The 18,434-nt window shown below is 67.5% G+C and carries 10 protein-coding genes and 1 tRNA gene; 9 read left to right on the top strand and 2 right to left on the bottom strand.

Features of this window, described 5'->3' with window-relative positions:
• Window positions 1-225: 225 nt before the first annotated feature.
• Complete coding sequence (locus RM446_RS00555; RefSeq protein ID WP_311543017.1) at window positions 226-1,548, bottom strand: M20/M25/M40 family metallo-hydrolase; 1,323 nt, start codon at window positions 1,546-1,548, stop codon at window positions 226-228.
• A 139-nt stretch (window positions 1,549-1,687) separates the two neighbouring features.
• Between RM446_RS00555 and RM446_RS00560 the strand changes: the two genes are divergently transcribed.
• Window positions 1,688-1,772: transfer RNA gene (locus RM446_RS00560), tRNA-Leu, on the top strand.
• Here RM446_RS00560 and RM446_RS00565 read toward each other — a convergent pair.
• Window positions 1,738-2,403 (bottom strand): zinc ribbon domain-containing protein, encoded by a 666-nt coding sequence (locus RM446_RS00565; protein ID WP_311543018.1) that lies wholly within the window; start codon window positions 2,401-2,403, stop codon window positions 1,738-1,740. The genes RM446_RS00560 and RM446_RS00565 overlap by 35 nt on opposite strands.
• Before the next feature lie 169 nt (window positions 2,404-2,572).
• Between RM446_RS00565 and RM446_RS00570 the strand changes: the two genes are divergently transcribed.
• The 8 genes from RM446_RS00570 (at window position 2,573) to RM446_RS00605 (ending at window position 18,243) form a co-directional block, all read left to right on the top strand.
• Window positions 2,573-4,084, top strand: a complete 1,512-nt coding sequence (locus tag RM446_RS00570) for an aminotransferase class I/II-fold pyridoxal phosphate-dependent enzyme (RefSeq protein ID WP_311543019.1) — start codon at window positions 2,573-2,575, stop codon at window positions 4,082-4,084.
• A gap of 276 nt (window positions 4,085-4,360) precedes the next feature.
• A complete protein-coding gene (gene trpS / locus RM446_RS00575; RefSeq protein WP_311543020.1) occupies window positions 4,361-5,419 on the top strand; it encodes a tryptophan--tRNA ligase in 1,059 nt (352 codons plus the stop codon).
• A 14-nt stretch (window positions 5,420-5,433) separates the two neighbouring features.
• The gene (locus RM446_RS00580) at window positions 5,434-6,501 is read left to right on the top strand and encodes a phosphotransferase family protein (protein WP_311543021.1); all 1,068 of its coding nucleotides are present in this window, start codon (window positions 5,434-5,436) and stop codon (window positions 6,499-6,501) included.
• Window positions 6,498-7,424: an LLM class flavin-dependent oxidoreductase gene (locus RM446_RS00585; protein ID WP_311543022.1), complete on the top strand. Its 927-nt coding sequence runs from the start codon at window positions 6,498-6,500 to the stop codon at window positions 7,422-7,424. The genes RM446_RS00580 and RM446_RS00585 overlap by 4 nt, the downstream gene beginning before the upstream one ends.
• Window positions 7,425-7,661: 237 nt before the next feature.
• Complete coding sequence (locus tag RM446_RS00590) at window positions 7,662-8,807, top strand: restriction endonuclease-related protein (RefSeq protein ID WP_311543023.1); 1,146 nt, start codon at window positions 7,662-7,664, stop codon at window positions 8,805-8,807.
• Complete coding sequence (locus tag RM446_RS00595; protein WP_311543024.1) at window positions 8,804-12,043, top strand: DEAD/DEAH box helicase family protein; 3,240 nt, start codon at window positions 8,804-8,806, stop codon at window positions 12,041-12,043. The genes RM446_RS00590 and RM446_RS00595 overlap by 4 nt, the downstream gene beginning before the upstream one ends.
• Window positions 12,040-14,706, top strand: coding sequence for an RNaseH domain-containing protein (locus RM446_RS00600; RefSeq protein ID WP_311543025.1), 2,667 nt, complete (start codon window positions 12,040-12,042; stop codon window positions 14,704-14,706). The genes RM446_RS00595 and RM446_RS00600 overlap by 4 nt, the downstream gene beginning before the upstream one ends.
• Before the next feature lie 108 nt (window positions 14,707-14,814).
• On the top strand, window positions 14,815-18,243 hold the full coding sequence (locus tag RM446_RS00605) for a helicase-related protein (protein ID WP_311543026.1): 3,429 nt from the start codon (window positions 14,815-14,817) through the stop codon (window positions 18,241-18,243).
• The last annotated feature ends 191 nt before the right edge of the window (window positions 18,244-18,434 follow it).

Genomic DNA, 18,434 nt, shown 5'->3' on the forward strand with positions numbered 1-18,434 from the left:
ACCGTAGCATCAGCGAGGGCAATGAGAAGTGCAAACCCGGGGAACCGGCCGCGGATTTCTCCGGTGCCGGTTCCCCGGGCGTGGCAAAGCGGACGAAGGGCGCATCGGCGGCGTGGGCGGCCGCTGTCGGGCCTCGGGCCGCGAGCAGCGGCCGTGGAGCGGGGCCATTCGGGAAGGGCGGGCAGCAGGCCCGAGCAGCGGGCGGCGCGTGTGGGGCGAACGGGGTCAGCTCATGCCGATGAACCTGTCGAGGACCCGGGCGCCGAACCGGAGGCCGTCGACGGGCACCCGCTCGTCGACACCGTGGAACATGCCGGAGAAGTTGAGCTCCGGCGGCAGCCGCAGCGGCGCGAAGCCGTAGTTGCGGATGCCCAGCGACTGGAAGCTCTTGGCGTCGGTGCCGCCGGAGAGGCAGTACGGCACCGCCTTGGCTCCGGGGTCCTCGGCCAGCAGCGACTCCGACATCGCGGAGACGATCCCGCCCTCGAACTCGGTCTCGACCGATGGCAGGTGGTGGATGAACTCGCGGCTGACGTTGGGCCCGAGCAGCCGGTCGATCTCGGCGAAGTACTCCTCCTCCAAGCCCGGCAGGAACCGCCCGTCGACCTGTGCCGTGGCCGTGCCGGGGATGACGTTGGCCTTGTAGCCGCCGTCGAGCACCGTGGGGTTGACGGTATGGCGCAGCGTGGCGCCGAGCATGCTCGCCACCGACCCCAGGCGGGCGACCGTCGCCTCGGCGTCGTTCTCATCGAACTCGATGCCGAACTCGGCGCAGACCTCCTCCAGGAAGGTGCGCACGGTCTTGGTCAGGTGGATGGGGAAGCGGTGCCGGCCCAGGCGCGCGACGGCGTCGGCGAGCTCTGTGACGGCGTTGTCGCCGTTGGTCATCGAGCCGTGACCGGCGGTGCCGCGGGCGATCAGCCGCATCCAGGCGATGCCCTTCTCCGCGGTCTCAACCAGGTACAGGCGCCGGTTCTCCGCGACGGTGACGCTGAAGCCGCCGACCTCGCTGATCGCCTCGCTGCAGTCGGCGAACAGCTCGGGGTGGCGGTCCACCAGCCACCGGGCGCCCCAGGTGCCACCGGCCTCCTCGTCGGCGAGGAACGCGAGCACGATGTCGCGCGGCGGCCGGCGCCCTTCGCGCATGCGTTGGCGCATGACGGCGAGCACCATGGCGTCCATGTCCTTCATGTCGACGGCCCCGCGCCCCCACACGCACCCGTCGAAGATCTCGCCGCCGAACGGATCGTGCGTCCAGTCGGCGGCGTCGGCGGGGACGACGTCCAGATGCCCGTGCACCAGCAGCGGCGCCCGCCCGGAGTCCTCCCCGGGCACCCGCGCCACGACGCTGCTGCGCCCGGGATGCGATTCGTAGACGGTCGGCTCGATCCCGACCTCGTCGAGCTTCTCGGCGACGTACTCCGCGGCCGCCCGCTCACCGGGCCCGGAGTGGTCACCGTAGTTGGACGTATCGATGGCTATGAGCTCCCGGCACAGCTCCACGACCTCGCGCTCGGCAGCGCTCACCTCGTCACCTGCCCCCACCATGACGCGAACCGCCTCCTCTCCACCACGGACTTCCACGTTGACCCTTCCATGCTCCCCCACGGGCAGAAAACGATGTCCGAGCGGCCCCGGACCTTTGCTATGGTTGATCCAGCCCGCGCACCGAGCGCAGGGCCGCTACGTCCGGGTGGCGGAATAGGTAGACGCGCTAGCTTGAGGTGCTAGTGCCCGTTAAGGGCATGGGGGTTCAAGTCCCCCCTCGGACACTTTCGAATCTCCTATGAGATTGGGGCTGAGGACCACGTCAGCCTGAACGGTCTCCTCACCGGGGTTGTAGGTCGCCCTTAAGCCGAGCTGCTTGTACAGCTCGGCTTTGTCATTGGAGTCGGCCCCGTCCAGAACCCGGACGATGTCGCCCAATTCATGCACCATCTGGGTGATGGTCGCCTCGTCCAAGCGATCGCTGGGGGCTTGCAGGCGCTTCAGCTTGGCCTGGGCGGCTTGGCGCTGGTTCTCGGCCTCAGTGATCCACTCGATCACGGCTGAGGCCGCCGCGCCCCCGTCCAGGGCATCGCGGTACTGGCGAAGCCGGTGCTCGCACTCCTCGATCTCCATACGGATCCGCTGCTCCTCGGCTGCGTGTTCGTCGTGTCCTTGATTGGCCGCCATGGCGGCGATGGTCTCGTCGATGCGGTCGGGGGCGAACTCCCGCGCCAGCCAGGCGTCGAGCTGCGGCACCACGAGGTCTTCGCGCAGGTAGACGTTGCGCGGGTGCTCGATCTTGTTGGCCAGCGCGTACTCCTGGGGGAACCGGCACCGGTAATAAGGAGCGTTGTTGGTCCACTGGCCCTGCATCCGCCGGTTGCAGGACCCGCAGAACAGCAGGGTGCGCAGCACGTAGGGGTAGCGGCGCCGGTGCGGCTTGTGGGAGGTCGGCCCGGTTCCACGCGCGGCCAGGATCTGCTGGGCCTGGCAGGCTCACGGTCGAACGGAGCTCGGCGCCGGGGCTACGTCGCCGGTCCGGGTCGGGTTCGCGGGCGACCGCCCCCATGCCGGCCATCTCGGATTGGCGCGGGCGGCCGGTGAACTCGCCGGCCATGCGGGCACGGTTCTGGCGTTCGACGCCTCCGGTGACGGCGACCGGCGGATGGTCGAGGCCTTCCGGGCCGCTGTGGACCACTTCACCGACCGAGCGCCCCACGTCCATGTCGTCGACGAGGCTCCCGAACTGCGCAGCTTCCAACGGCGGGCCGCCCGCGCGCTGCCGTTGGAGCGCCTGCGGCGAATCTACGGGTTCGACGCGAAGACGCCCCTGACGGTGCCGCTCGATGCCGCCGACATGCTCGGCTACTTCCTCTTCCACCCGGCCGGGAGTGATGCCCCCGGAGTCGCGCTGGTGGATGCGCTCCAAGCGCCGCACTCGGCGGCGCTCCGGCACTGCGCCCGAGCCATCGGTGCGACGCCTCCGGTGCTGCTGTACCGGCGCCTGTCTCCCCACCTGCGCCGCGCCGGGCAACGCGGGAGCGTGCGCGAACCGTCCTCGGTCATCTTCTTGGACGACAGCGAGGAGACTGTGCGTTCCAAATTCGCTACCGCGACCACCGGCGGTGGAGCCAGTGTCGCCGAACACCGCGCCTACGGCGGGGATCCGGTGCGCTGCTCGGCGTTTGCCACCGTGGAACTGCTGTGCTCCCCGCAGCGGGCCCGCACCGTCCTGGCGCAGTGCCGGGCCGGCCACGTCACGTGCGCGCAATGCAAGGACCACAACGCCGACGCGGTCGTGGCGGGCCTGAAATCGATCACCGACCGGCTCCCCACGGCCCGCGCAGGGGTCCCTGCCGGGGTAGGGCCCGCGGTGCAGCGCGCCGTCCCCACACTGCATCGGCCTCCGCCACGCGCGTGCGGCGACCTGGAGGCGGCGATCGCCACGCGAACCCAGGTGACCGCTGAACAGGTCGTGGCGGCCAACGGCTCGACCGAGGTCGTGGACTGGCTGTTTCGCCTGCAGGCCCGGCCCGGGGCCCAGGTGGTGGCGACCGAACCGGGATTCGAGCTCTACCGCGATCTCGCCCAGCGCCACGGGTTCGAGTATGTTCCGGTGTCCTGGGACCCGGCGACGTTCGCCCCCGACCTCGACACAGTGGGGCAAGCGATCGATGAACGCACCCGGCTGGTGGTCGTCGAGCTACCGCATTCGGTGTCCGGGGCCGCCGTTTCCCTCGAGGCCGTCACAGAACGGTTGCTCCCCACGCTGCCCGCCGGCGCGCGCCTGCTCGTCGATCTCGCCTACGCCGACTTCACCGATACACCGCCCCGCATCGACGCCGACCTCCTCGACGACTATCCCGAGGTCGTCGCCTTCGGCACTCTGTCGAAGGCGCACTGCCTGCTGGGAGCACGCGTGGGCTACGGCCTCACTGCGGCACCGCTGGCCACACGCCTGCGCGAACAACGGCTGCCTTATGGCATCGATGCGCTCGCCACGGCCGCGGCACACGCCGCGCTCGCCGACGAGCAACGAGTGCACCGCACGCTCCAGGCGAACCGCACCGCGGGCGCGCCTGTGTCGTGTTCTTGACGAACACGGCATCGCCTATATCCCCGGCCAGGCGAATTTCCTCCTGATCAATCTCGCGGACCGCTATCGGCCGGTGGTCGATAGACTTCGAGCGCGAAACGCCCGGTATCGGGATGGTCACCGGTGGGATCTTTCCGGGTGGATTCAGGTCCATCTGATCGATATCCCCACCATCGCCCCGGTCATCGACGCGATCGCATCTGCTGGGCCGGGCCGACCGTGACGCCTGTGTGGACACCACGACCGACCGACACCTGTGCGAAGGACCCCACCGCCATGACAGATCAGCGGATGCTCACCGGCGACCGACCCACCGGGAAACTGCACCTGGGCCACTACGTCGGCAGCATCGCCAACCGGGTCAAACTGCAGCACCAGTACGAGACCTCGCTCATCCTCGCTGATCTGCACATGCTCACCACCAAGAACGCCCGCAGCGACATCGCCGAGATCTCGGGCAACGCCCGCCAGATGGTGCTGGACTCGCTGGCCGCCGGCATCGAACCCGAACGCGCGACGTTCTACCTGCAGTCGGCCATCCCCGAGATCGGCGAACTCAACACGCTCTTCCAGAACCTGATCACCGTCCCGCGGCTGGAGCGCATCCCCAGCCTGAAAGACATGGCCAGCGACGCCTCCAAAGAGGAAATGCCCTACGGGCTGCTGGGATATCCCGTCCTGCAGGCCGCCGACATCCTCTGCGTCAAGGCCAACGTCGTTCCGGTCGGCAAGGACAACCACGCCCACGTCGAAGTGACCCGGGAGATCGCGCGACGCTTCAACCACCTCTACGGCGAGACGTTCCCCGTGCCCGAACTCGTCACCAGCGAGGTCTCGACCCTGGTGGGCACCGACGGCCACGCCAAGGCCAGCAAGTCGCTGGGCAACGTCATCTACCTCGCCGACAGCGCCGAGGAGGTGCGCAAGAAGGTCGCGGCCATGTACACCGACCCCAACCGGGTCCGGGCCGACGTCCCGGGCACCGTCGAGGGCAACCCGGTGTTCATCTACCACGACGCATTCAACGACGACCCGGACCAGGTCGCCGACCTGAAGGAGCGCTACCAGGCGGGCACGGTCGGCGACGTCGAGGTCAAGGACAAGCTCGCCGCCGCGATCAACCGATTCCTCGACCCGATCCGCGAGCGCCGCGCCGCCTTCGAGGCCCAGCCCGGCCTCGTCGACCAGATCATCGTCGAGGGCACCGAGCGCACCCGCCGCGAAGTCCAACAGGTGGTCTTCGAGGTGCGCAAGGCCATGGGTCTGGCCGGGGCCTACAACCAACTGCGCCGCAAGGCCGAGCGGGCCCAGAAGAAGGCGGCTGCCGAGTCCTGACCCGGCCTCCTCTCATGATCCCCCCACGCCTCGCCTCCGCGGGGCACACGAGCACGAGGAGCGAGGGGCGTGCGCGCAGCGGATCCTCCGGGGCCGCAGTACACATCCTGGAATGCGCCGACGGCTCGCGGGTGGCGGTGAAGATCGCCGCGTCCCCGCGGGTCTCGGCCACGGGCCAGGCGGCAGCCCGGGCACAGATCGCCCCGTTCTTCGGCCAGCGCCTGCCCCGCGTCCTCTATGCGGGACGCCACCAGGACACGGATTTCCTGGTCACCGAGTGCCCCTCTTCGCGCACGTTCGCCGACGCGGCGCGCGACCACGGCCCCGCACCCGACCTGCTGGCAACGTGGGCTCAAATCGTCGACCACCTGGTGGGCGTGTGGCAGCAGTCGGCACAGCCCGGGTACGAGCCGGACCGCGCGACCCGCAACCATCAGCGCCGGCTCGAGCGCGCGATCGACGGCCTCACCTATGCCTTCGGCGTGCTCGGAGCCGAGCTGAGCAGCCGCCACCGGTTCATCGTCAACGGCTCAGACCTGGGCACGTGGGAACAGCTGCAACGGCGGCTGGCCGCATTGGCTCCTCCGGACTTTCGCGTCGCGTGCCTGGGCGATCCCCAGCCGGCCAACGTCCTGCTCACACCGCAGCTCGACTGGTACCTCATCGACTGGGAATGGTCCGGGCGCCACCACGACTGGCGCATGATGGCCAGCCACCTGCTCGGCTGGTGGTTCGTCGAGGATCTCCTCGCCCACGCCCGCGGCACGATCGCGCTCGGAAGCGGCCACGTCATCCTGGACTATCCGCCACCGGGGCCGGCCGCCATACGGCCGTTGCTGGCCCGTCCCACACGCGCCTTCCACACGATGACCACTCCCCGGACGCACGACCGCGACCATGCCGCTCTGTGCCTGCATACGGCCATGCTGCTGCTGCGCGAAATCCCCCGAACGGCGGCCAAGAACAAGCACCTCTTCGCCCCGCTCCTCGGCGAGGCCCTGCGCCTGGTCGACGCGGCCGACCACGGAGCACCGCACCCGCTCCTGCCCGCCCGTCCCCCGTTCCCGAGGACCACGTGGTGATCACCTTCGGACTCGCCCTGCCGCACTACGACGCGCTCTTCCCCGACCGCACCGTCACCGGTGCCCGGCGCACCCAAGCAGCGCTCGACTACGCCCGCCACGCCGAAGAGCGCGGATTCGACCAGATCTGGGTCTCCGACCACCTCGGGCTTGAGCTCGATACCGGTCAGCGGCGGCTCTCGCCCGACTGCTGGAGCCTGCTGGCCGCCCTGGCGACAGCCACCGACCGTGTCCGCCTGGGCTCACTCGTCACCAACGCGCCCTTGCGAGCGAGCGCCTTGCTGGCCCGTCAGGTCGCCACCGTCACCGACATCGCCGGCGCCCGCGTCGACCTGGGCCTCGGGGCCGGATGGAACACCCGCGAGTTCGCCGAAGTGCTGGGTTCGATGCCCCCTACCAATGAACGGCTCCAGGCGGTCGAAGACAGCGCCGACACGGTCCGTCGCCATCTCGGCGCAAACGCTCCTCCGATCTGGGTCGGAGGCAAGCGCCGCGGGATCCTGACGGTCGCCGGGCGCAAAGCCGACGGGTGGAACCTCGCCTGGGACCCCACACCGGAGACCTATCACCAGAGATCGCGCATGCTCGCCAACACGGCCAGAGAAGCGGGGCGCGTCCCTTCTGGAATCCAGCACGCGATCGGGCTGACCACGTTCCTCGGCGCCGACGAGGGCGAACTCCGCCGCCGCTGGAAGCACCTGCGGCGATGGGTTCTCGGCGGCCACCTGGACGATGCCGACTTCGACGCCTGGCGCCAGCGCGGCCTCATCGGCACTCCAGAAGAAGTCCGCAACCGGATCTCCCGCTGGGAAGAACACGGAGTCAGCCACATCGTCTGCGCTTTCGGTATCCCCTTCGGCATCTGCGACGACCAACAGCTGAGCCTCTTCTCCGAAACCGTCCTGGGACGGGTCTCGGCCTGACTGTTACTCAAGCATCATCGTGACGCTAGTCAGCGGTAACTCACCCCCGAACCCGGTGCGGCTCTGCACGCCCACTCAGCCCTAGGTTACTTGGCGGCAAGCCTGCAGATTAATTCGAACATATTTTCGGAAACAGGGCCATTCAAGAGAAGAAGAACATACAGGCAGATAGCACTCAATCGGGCTTCTTTTGGCGAGTTCGTGAAACTGTCAGAGGTCGTCCTTACGCTCCTTCCCATGACGCAGGAGACGACCCTCGCCGACCCTCAACGCCGGGATTTGGCACTGATCGCGTGCTTTGCTGCAGCAAGCGCGGTGGCGGACCCGGACCTCCCGGCGTCGCGTAAGGCGAGCATGCTTATGAGCTGTCTCGGTCAACTCAACGCCGTCCGCGACAGCCATTCGAGCTTGACCATGGAGCAGTTCCGCCGCGGCCTGAGGGGGGCCGTGGACCAGCTTCTTCCCGATGATGTAGCGGACACGTCCCAGGCGTTGGCTGGCACGCCGCTACTGGATGAGAACGGTCTGCTCGGTGACGACGTGGACGCCTTGTTGTCCGAGTACTGGATCCCCAACGTGGCCCTTGAGGAGCACTGGAACCTGCCCCGTGTACGCGCCGAGCAAGAGGAGCAGCGCGTATACCGCCAGCTTCGCCGACTCCCCGCCGAGGACTATTCGGCGGCACGCGCGAATCTGGTCGAGCTTCCCGCCGGTGAACTGCGCACGCTTCGGCGCGGGTGGGACCACCTGTGGACCCGCTTTGACGTGTACACGCCCATCGCCGCCTGGTCATGGTGCCAAATCAGCGGCCACTGGTTCCCCTGCCCCATCTGCCGATGGCCCATGGTCGTCGTGGGAAAGGGTGCCATCGTCGATGTCCGCTGCAAGGCCCACGGCCGCGACGGTGTCTCCTATACCTCCGACGCCACCACCGAGGGAGTACCCCGGGCCCGTCCCGCGGGACCGCGCGCCGAGGAAGTCGAGGCGCTGCCGGCCACCGCGGAATACCTGGCGGTGACGCCGACGGTATGGCGCTACGTCACCCTGCCTGGAGTGCTGGAGTGCCGGCTTCGTGATGTCGCCCTCTCCTATGGCGCGTCCGTAGAGATGTGGCCGCACAAGGACCGCTACGACCTGCGTATCGAGTTGGGCGACTGCACGTGGCGGGTGGATGCCAAGGCTTGGGCCTCCATCGTCGCACTAGGGGAGTCGCTGCGCCCCGGCGGAGAGGACGAGGCCGATACCTCCCTGACCATCGTCATTCCCGACTACCAGCGCACCGAGCGCGAGCTACTGCACAACATGATCTCCGGCTACGGCTACCGCGTTCTGACGGCGACCGGGTTGGAGCGCCAGATCGCGAAGGAGGCACGCCGACAATGACGACAACGTCGGCCACGTTGCAGGATCTCACCGCGCAGATCGCCTGCGCCTTGGGGGAAGCTCTGTTTGCCACCCGCCGCGAGGACGGCACTGTCGCGATCTCGATCGAGCAGGCGCACATCTTCGCGGCCGGCCGCATGGACCTGTGGGAAGACTGGCCCAAGCAGCCCGAGCCCGTGCCCGAGCTCGTCGGGCGATTCCTCCGGATCCGGCACAACGATCTGGGTGCCCCCAAGCGCTTCCGTGAAGCGGTCCTGAGCATGGCGCAGTCCCCGGACAGCCCCTTTCACGAGGAGCAGGTGGTTGATCATCCGGAGTCTTCTCACGTCGTCGCCGTCCATGGGCAACCTCCGCTGGAACTGGCTGAGTCCCTGCTTGTCCAGGCCGAAGGGCACCATGCCGCTTCGCGGCGGCCACTCCCCCTGGCGCCTGCGGGCACCTGGGGATTCGGCTGGGAGCAACTCTCAACAGTCGATATCCCGGACCCGTGGGAACAATCCACAGCCACACCGCCCGCCCTCACCACCGCACCGGCCCTCGATACACTCACGGTCGCCGCCGACGACCTGCGCGTCTTCCTGGAGCGTTCGCTCACCACCCAGGACGGTTCTTTGTGGCAAGCCGAGGTTCTCCACACTCTGCTGAAGCAACTGCGTGACCACTCGGGCGCCCCGGTCGCCCAGATCACGCTGACCTCGGGCTCCCTACGCCTGCTCAACGCCCCCACCGGCGTGGGCAAGAGTGTCTTCACCCGCGCCCTGGCCCTTTACCTTGCAGACCAAGGGATCACGGTGGCCATCGCCGTGGGAACCATCAATGAGGCGCTCACCACCGAAGACAAGATCCGCGCCGAAGCACAAGAAGCACAGTTCGCCGCCGAACAGATCGAGCGAAGCGGCACCGATCTGGGTGTGCAGACCGGTGTGATGATCTCGCCGAGCCGCCTCTGGGAGAAGGCGACGCAGGCGGCCGCCCGCGACGACTGGGACCGCTTCGACCGCGTGGCCTACGGCTGCGAACTCGCCGCCTACGTAACCGACGGCCCTGCCCCGCACGCCGGACAGGAACCCTGCACCAGCCTCCGCAATCTGACCCCCGACGACACGAAAAGCAACCCTACGGGTCCGAAGGCGCCACGGCAGGCGCTGTGCCCCCGCATCCACTCCTGCACCCGCCACCGCGGCGTCCGCGAGGCGACCACGGCCGACATCCTGGTCGTCAATCACCACAACCTCATGCACGGCACCGTGCGGGCACCCCTCACCGTCGACGGGACCCTCTACGGCCGGCTGAGCGTGCTCGAGTTCGTCATGCGCCGCTGCCAGGTTCTCCTCATCGACGAGATCGACCTGTGCCAAAGCAACATGTTCGACACCAGTGCCCAACAACTCCTCCTCGCTGCCAACGGCGCCGCGACCACGAGTCCGCTGACGCGCCTCGATGGCGACCGCGGACGCCTAGCGCCTGCCACCGACCGCCAGATCATGCCGGCGCTGTCACGGACCCGGTTCTTGGCCGAGCAATTCCTCAATTACGTCCTCGAGCACGAGATCTGGCTCGAAGACGACCCGAGCCGTCCCAGCTCCGGATGGCACATTCCCGGTTCCAACGACCGGTCCCTGCTGTACCACCTCTTCGACATCGACACCGACAATGCACCCGGGCCCGAGGCCTATCGCCAGTTCAACGCGCTGTTTCCCGACGCCGACGGCGCACCGGCCTCACCCCCGGTCCCACTGCCTTCACATCTGGCCGAGGTCGCCCGCTTGCTTCGCAGCGCCGTCAGCAACGACACCGGAAAGGACGAACTCCGCGACATCAAGCACCACCTTGCCGAGGCACTGAAGAAGCGCGTCCCCACCCCGAAAACACGCAGCACGGTGGTCAACCTCCTGCTCATTCGCGCCTGGCTCGGCTCACTACACCAAGCCCTGACGCGCCTGACCTTCGCGGCCAGCGCATCCAGCGGCCAACTGCCCGCAGCCGGGGAACTCGCCGGCAAGCTCGGCACGTTCGTCCAGCACGCCGCGATCCCCTATGGTCCTCTAGGACAGCTGCTGTTCGGCTTCAAGATCGACAAGTCGAACCACCCCGGCCCCCAAGGCCAGCTCTCGGCGCAAGTCATCGCCGGCGACCCGCACACCACCACCGCCCAAGTGGGAGACACCGTCGCCCTCGCGGCCGCGGGAACGCGACGCATCGTCCTCGGCCTGTCAGCCACCGCCTTCTTCCCCGGAGCAGCACGCGAGCACATCCACACCGAACCCACCTACGCGATGACCGACGCGGCACCGGGCGCCTTCACCACGCTGCGCGGTGACACCGTCGCCACAACGAACGGCGAGGACACGCGCCCGATCCGCATCAGCGGCCTGGTCGAAGCCGACAAAGCGGTGGAACTCGAGCGCCTCGGGGCCTCACTGTGGGACCAGCGCCTCGACGCCCACTTAGCCAACCTGGCCGAGGCTGACCCGAACCGCGAACGAGCCCTTGTCGTCGGCAACTCCTACCGCCACGCGGCTCTGCTCGCCTCCGGCATCGCCCGGCAGGCCGACGAGCCCGCATGGGTGGCCGTGGTAGTCCCCAAGGAGCACGGGCGGTTGACGACGCAACTGCCGCCGGGCGTCGTCCGCATCACCATCGAGGAGATCGAAGACCTCCCCCGCACGCATCCCAACGTCAAAGTCTGCACAGCGCCACTGGGCCTCGTCTCACGCAGCATCAACATCCTCGTACCAGGCGAGCAACGCTCCGCGCTGGCCTCGATCTGGGTCTGCGCGCGCCCCTTCGCCCAGCTCAACGACCCCGCCGAAATGTTCGCCAGCGTCAACAACCGCGCTCTGCGCATTGGCACCGCGGACTCGGACCCCGCCGCGATCCTCAAGGAACAGCACCAAGCCGCCCATCGGCACCTGCGCCGACTGCTGGCGAGCGACACCCGCTTCAGCCGCATTCCCCGCAATCTCAAGGCCGAAATCCTAGCCGGGATCATGGTCGACCTTATCCAGCTCGCTGGACGGGCACGGCGCGGCGGCACGCCCGTCGAGCTGTACCTCGTCGACCACGCCTTCCACGACACACGGCTGGGTTCCGACGTCCCCGGGATCCTGGCCTTCTACTACAACAGCCTCACCGACGAGGACGCCGCCGCCATGCAACGCATCTACGGCTCCACCCTGTCCTCCTGGCTGGACTTCGCCAAGATCGTGCCCCTCGACGCCAAGGAAGCCATGTGAGTCCCACCGGCAACGACGCCCTGTCCCTGCTCGCCTACCCTCTCGACGATGCCCTGCTCGGCGAGGTCCATGTCTACGAATTCGCCGACCATGTTGGTGAGGCGTGGACCGACCTGCGCGATCGCTACAGCGACCAGACCGGTTCCGGAGCCAACCTGCCCTATGCAGGTCTGGCCACCGCGCTGCGCGGAGCGGGCCGCACCAGCGCCAACTTCCACCCCACATCCAAAAAAGCTCCGCCCCAGCGCCTGATCACCCGTCACCGGCTCGACCCCGACGACCTGTACGACGCCGTGACCATCTGGGAGCAGGCCCTCCTCAACGTCCCCCATGACGACATTCGCCTCAGCTATGCCAGCAAACTCGCCGATCTCATCGCCGGTACGCAACCGCGCCGTATACGCCTTTTCGACGAGATCCGGCTGCGGGGCCGCCAACCCGACGCCGCCGGCTGGGTCTACGAGGCTGCGACCTGGCAAGCGGCCCAATACCTGGCCCGTACCCCGCTGTCCGTCGACGACCGGTCCATCGACCTGCGCGCCGACACCGACGGCAACCTCACCGTGTGGGAACTCGACCAGCTCTGGACGGGGCACTGGCCTAAGAAGCCCGAACCGGTGCACTACGCCTGTCTGCGCGTCACCCTTTCCATGCGTACCCTGCCCGGCGTGACGACGCCGGTCCTGGTTCTGGAACCGGCTGTCTCGCGGCTGAGCCGTTGGATCAACTCATGCCGCAGCGCCTGGCTCACCCAGCTCGACGCCGCCGCGCCGCTGTTGAAGCTCGAGCTCGAGGGCAGGGGACCGGCCACCCGCATCGAGCGCACCAGCGAACTGGCACTGACCGTCTGGTCGCGGCTGCGTATGGAACCATCTCCGCTGCCCGACGACCGCGACCTCTCCGGCCTACCCGGACGACTGCGCGCCACCATTCCCAAATCCACCCACTCGCCCATCGGCCGGGGCGTCGGCATGGAAACCATCCGGCGGATGAGCGACTGGGCCTCGCAGAGCCTGCAGACCAATCCCGTCAGGGCGCACAACGTGGCCGGACACCAGTTCGCAGGTCGCCGCGCACTCAAGGACGGCCGCGATGCCGCGATGCTCGACCCCGCGGCGCTCCCCGGAATCATCGAGGCCTCCGGCCGACACCACCTGCGCATCGTCGCCCTTTACCAGCATCACCACACCCGCGCACGGATGCGGCGTCTGCTCGCCCACCATTTCTCCCGCCCCGACCTCGCGCAGGCCTCCATCGAGGATGGCGTCGCCACCCCCTTGGCGCCTCATGTCGAGCTCGTCTTCCACGAAGCGGATGAACTACTGCGCCACGGCAATAGCACCGACCGCCAGCGCCTCGCGGGAAAGATCACGGCGCTGAAGCCCGATGCCGAGACCCGGGTGCTGGCGTTGTGCGAGACCGAATACGACGCCGAGCAGTGGGACGAACGGCGCAAACGCTCACGCCAACGGGACAGCGACGTCGTCGATCCCTACACGATCGACGCCAAACCAGAGGTCAACCGGATCCTGGCCGCCCTCGGCGCACCGTCGCAGTTCCTGGCCACTGTGGCTCCGGCCGAAGCCGTAGACGTCGCAACGGACGCCTCGGACGAGGAGCGCCTCACCGCCGAGGTCAGGAAGGACCACCCGGGTCACAGCGCCATCGCGGACCTGCTGCGCTCGGCCGGCCTCATCCACCACCGGCTGAGCACAGCGCTGTCCAAAGGCCGACTCGGAACGACCGATCCCATCACACACGTGGGCCTGCACATCCGCCAGCAGAACGACACTGCCGCGAGGCGCGGAGCTCAGCGATTGAGCTGGACGCTCGCCGCACTCATCCCGCTCGAAGACGGTCGGTGGCGCACCATGGCCTATCAGCCTCCGGTCGACGGCGGCGGTGGGTGGATGGACTACGCCCAAGCGAACGCCGCCATGCGCGCCCGTCCGCTTCCCGCCGGCCGACGCTACGACCCTGCCTTCCCGTCGGCTATCGAGACCGCCCTTGATCAGTTGCGTGAGCACATCCGCTGCGGCGCCGGCTATGTCCTCTACGTCTCGGGAGACAGCACTCGCTCGCTGTGGCCGCTGCTGGCCAACCGGAACCTCGAACAGTCCGTGGACGCCGCGGGGGAGTTCGAGGGCAAGATCGCCTTGCCCGGAAACAGTCTCCCCTCGGACGGCCAGCCGCGAGCGCTCGTACGCGTGACCTCCGGCACGTCGGACCTTGCGCGCCCGGTCTCCGCAGTCAAGACCACGGTCAAGAAAGGCGAGCACACGAAAACCCTGATCAAAGCGCCGACCGGCCTTCACCAGGTCGATCAGGCCGTCGACACGTGGGTTCTGTCCAATGTGCCCAGGCAGTTCAGCGGCGGGACCGCCAGCAGCCGTGTCGGAGAGCACTACTCCCGCTGGTCTGCGAAGAAACCCGACGTCAAACGGACCTGGTACGCACTGACCGCCACCGAGATCACCGTCATCCGGTCAATCGATGACGCCCTAGGTCATGCGGTCGCGGCCGCGCGTCTGTGCGACCATGCCATCTCCTGGGACGGCAGGACACGCTATCCGGCTCCGGTGCACCTGGCCATGCAGTTGGACAAGGACCATCCCGACTACCGGAGGAGCACCGCCGAGGCGAACGGCGGTGACGAGTCGTAGACAGCAACCACGATTCCGTTCTCTTCACGATTGCAGGACGGCCACCATACAGCGACGGTGGAATTCATAGGGTCGAAGAACTGTGGGATGTCGGCTTCGGGAGCGGTTGTGCGGTTAGAGGATTTGAAAGCCGGGATTCGGATCGAGGGCATCGTTCCGGGTGAGGCCGTCGCCGTCATCGCGGTGGCCTGGCACGGTATGGACGCGGTGGAGCTGACGTATAAGCGGTTGGACGGATCGTTGGCACAGCAGGTGCTGTACCGCTCCGAAGAGCCGCCACTGGCGCTTGCATCCAGCGGCGGACGACCGTACGACGCCGACGCAGACGAGTTCAAACTGGTGGCCGAGGCGCAGCGCATCAAACTTGCCGGACTGTTCGACCCGATGTTGGCCGTGGCCACGAGCGATGTGCAGCCGTTGCCGCACCAGATCCGAGCCGTCTACGGCGAACTGCTGCCACGCATACCACTGCGGTTTCTCCTGGCCGACGACCCGGGCGCAGGCAAGACCATCATGGCCGGCCTCTACATCAAGGAACTGCTGCTGCGCGGCGACGTGCAACGGTGCCTGGTAGTCGCCCCCGGCGGGCTCGTGGAGCAGTGGCAAGACGAGCTCTTCTTCAAGTTCGGCCTCCGCTTCGACATCCTCACTCCGCAGTTGGTCGAAGCGAACATAGGATCGTCGGTCTTCGAGCACCACCCGCTGCTGATCACCCGGATGGACCAGCTCGCACGCAACGTGGATCTACTCGATCAGATCGGTGAATCGGAATGGGACCTCGTCATCATCGACGAGGCCCACCGGATGGGAGCCCACTACTTCGGCGGCAAGTTGGAGAAGACCAAGCGCTTCCATCTGGGTGAGCTGCTGGGCGAGCGGACCCGTCATCTGCTTCTGATGACGGCCACCCCTCACTCAGGCAAGGAGGAGGATTTTCAACTCTTCTTGACCCTGCTTGACCGCGACCGCTTCGCCGGACGGTTCAGGCAGGGCGTCCATACGGCTGACACCAGCGGCGTCATGCGCCGCATGGTCAAGGAAGACCTCCTCACCTTCGAGGGCAAGCAGCTGTTTCCCGAGCGGGTCGCCGAGACCGTTCCCTATGAGCTCACCGAGCTCGAGAACGACCTCTACGAGCAGGTCACCGCATACGTGCGAGAGGGGATGAACCGGGCCGAGAAACTGGACGGAAAACGCCGCAACACGGTGGGATTCGCGCTGACCGTGCTGCAGCGCAGGCTCGCCTCGAGCCCCGAGGCGATCTACCGGTCCCTGGGCCGACGTGCCGACCGTCTGGAACAACGCAAGAACGACCTTCTCGCCGGCCACTACACGGCGGAGCAGGAACCGCAGGCGGACGTCGACACGCTCGACGACCCAGATGAACGTAATGCCGAGGAGGTCGAGCAGTTAGAGGACGAACTGCTCGACTCGGCAACGGCGGCGCGCACGGCACGAGAGCTGGAACGCGAACTGGTGGAGCTCGAAGAGCTGATCATGGTCGCCAAGCGTGTCCGCGACAGCAACACCGACCGCAAATGGTCGGAGCTGCGCACCATCCTGGAAGACAACGCCTTGACGCGCGACGCCGACGGCAACCCCCGGAAGCTGATCGTCTTCACCGAGCACCGCGACACGCTCGAGTATCTGACCACCCGGATCCGCACCTTGCTTGGCAAACCGGCCGCGGTCCAAGCCATCCACGGCGGCGTCCGCCGTGCCGAACGGCGCCACATCACCGAGGAGTTCACCAAGAACACCGACTGCCAGGTGCTGCTGGCCACAGACGCGGCCGGGGAAGGACTCAACCTCCAAGCCGCCCACCTGATGGTCAACTACGACCTGCCATGGAACCCGAACCGCATCGAACAGCGGTTCGGCCGCATCCACCGCATCGGACAGCACGAGGTGTGCCGACTGTGGAACTTGGTCGCTAGCAACACGCGGGAGGGCGCGGTCTTCGTCCGACTGCTGAACAAGGTCGAAGAGCAGCGCAAAGCGTATGGCGGAAAGGTCTTCGACGTGCTCGGCACCGCGTTCGAGGAAACGCCGTTGCGTGAGCTCCTCGTGGAGGCCATCCGCTATGGCGAGCAACCGGATGTGCGCACGAAGATGAACCGCATCATCGATGACCGCGTGGCGGAAGGACTCCAGGAGCTTCTGGCCGAGCGTGCACTCGCACAGGACTCGCTGGCTGAAGCCGACTTGAAGAAACTACGTCGGCAGATGGACGAGGCCCGTGCCCGGCGCCTACAGCCCCACTACATCGAGTGGGCTTTTCGCAACGCTTTCAGCCGCCTCGGTGGGCGGCCGGCCAAGCGAGAGAAGGGCCGCTTCGAGATCAGCAACGTCCCGGCCGCTGTCCGCAACGCGGCTCGGTGGAGCCCTGTCGCGACACGCTATGAGCGGGTCGCGTTCGACATGGACCATATCGACGTGGAGGGCCGTCCCCGTGCAGACCTGCTCGCGCCGGGACACCCGTTGCACGACGCGGTCGCCGACCAGACCATCGAGCAGCTCGCCCCCGTACTCGATCGAGGAACCGTGCTGGTGTCTGCGGCCGTAGACGAGCCGAAGCTGCTGGTCGGGGTAGTCGAGGAGGTGGCCGACGCTACCGGCGGAAGCGTGGCGCGCCGATTCGGCTACGCGTTCGTCGATGAGAACGGAACCGTGTCACCCGCAGGGCCCGCCCCGTACCTCGACTGCATCTCAGCACCGGAGAGTGCGGCAGTCCACGAGGCCCGTGCATTGCCGTGGCTGGGTGAGGCGGAAGCGAAAGCGACCAGCTGGATCGTCGCCCGCCAACTCCCTGCCTATCTGGAGGAGGTGCGGCCTCGGCGCCAGATGGAGATTCAGCGCGTTCGAGAACAGGTGACGCAGCGGCTCAACCAGGAGATCAATCGGCTCGCGGGCGAAGCGATGGAGGCCGCTTCGAAGGAGGCGGCGGAAGAGAAGACCAAGGAGTCGTCGGAGAGCCTCGGCCGCAAAGCCGTCGACCTCGAAGACCGGCTCGCGCGTAGGCGGGCTGAGCTGGACCGGCAGGAGCAGATGTCCACGAAGCCGCCCCGGGTCGTGACATCGGCACTGGTCGTACCCCTGAGCATGGTCGAGGAGGACATTCCGGCCGAGGCGCCGATCCATGCGGTCGAAACCAAGGACGTCGAGCGGCGCGGCGTCGATCTGGTGCTGAAGCAGGAACGTCGGCTCGGGCGTGAGCCGGTGGAGCAGGCGTTCTCCAACCCGGGCTTCGACGTGCTGTCCGAGAGGCCTGATGACGACCCCATCCGCATCGAGGTGAAGGCGAGGCTCGCCGGAGCCGATGACTTCTTCGTCACCCACAACGAGGTCATCACAGGCAAGAACGCGGTGCCGCGGTACCGGCTTGCGCTCGTGCGTGTGGATCCGCGTGGCGCGGAGTACGACGAGGTGCGGTACTTGGACGACCCGTTCCGGGCCGTCGAGCTGGGGCGGCTGGACGTTACCGGAGTGCGGTGCGACTGGGAGAAGACGTGGAGTAAGGGGAGGTCACCCTTCTGACTCGAAGTTCTGTCGGTGGGCGCTGGTACCAACGGTGTGAGCTGGGCCGAGTGAGGCCCGATACAAGCTCGTGGCCGCAGGTGACCTGTCGGAACGACTACCGTTGCGGATGGTTGACGGGCGCGTCGTAGCCCGGTCGGGCGAGACGGTCCGTGTGTCGATCGGGCTTCAGCCCATGAGGTGGAAAGAGC

Origin of the sequence: Streptomonospora wellingtoniae, from assembly GCF_031845375.1 — a bacterium.
In the GTDB taxonomy this organism is placed as follows: Bacteria; Actinomycetota; Actinomycetes; order Streptosporangiales; family Streptosporangiaceae; genus Streptomonospora; species Streptomonospora wellingtoniae.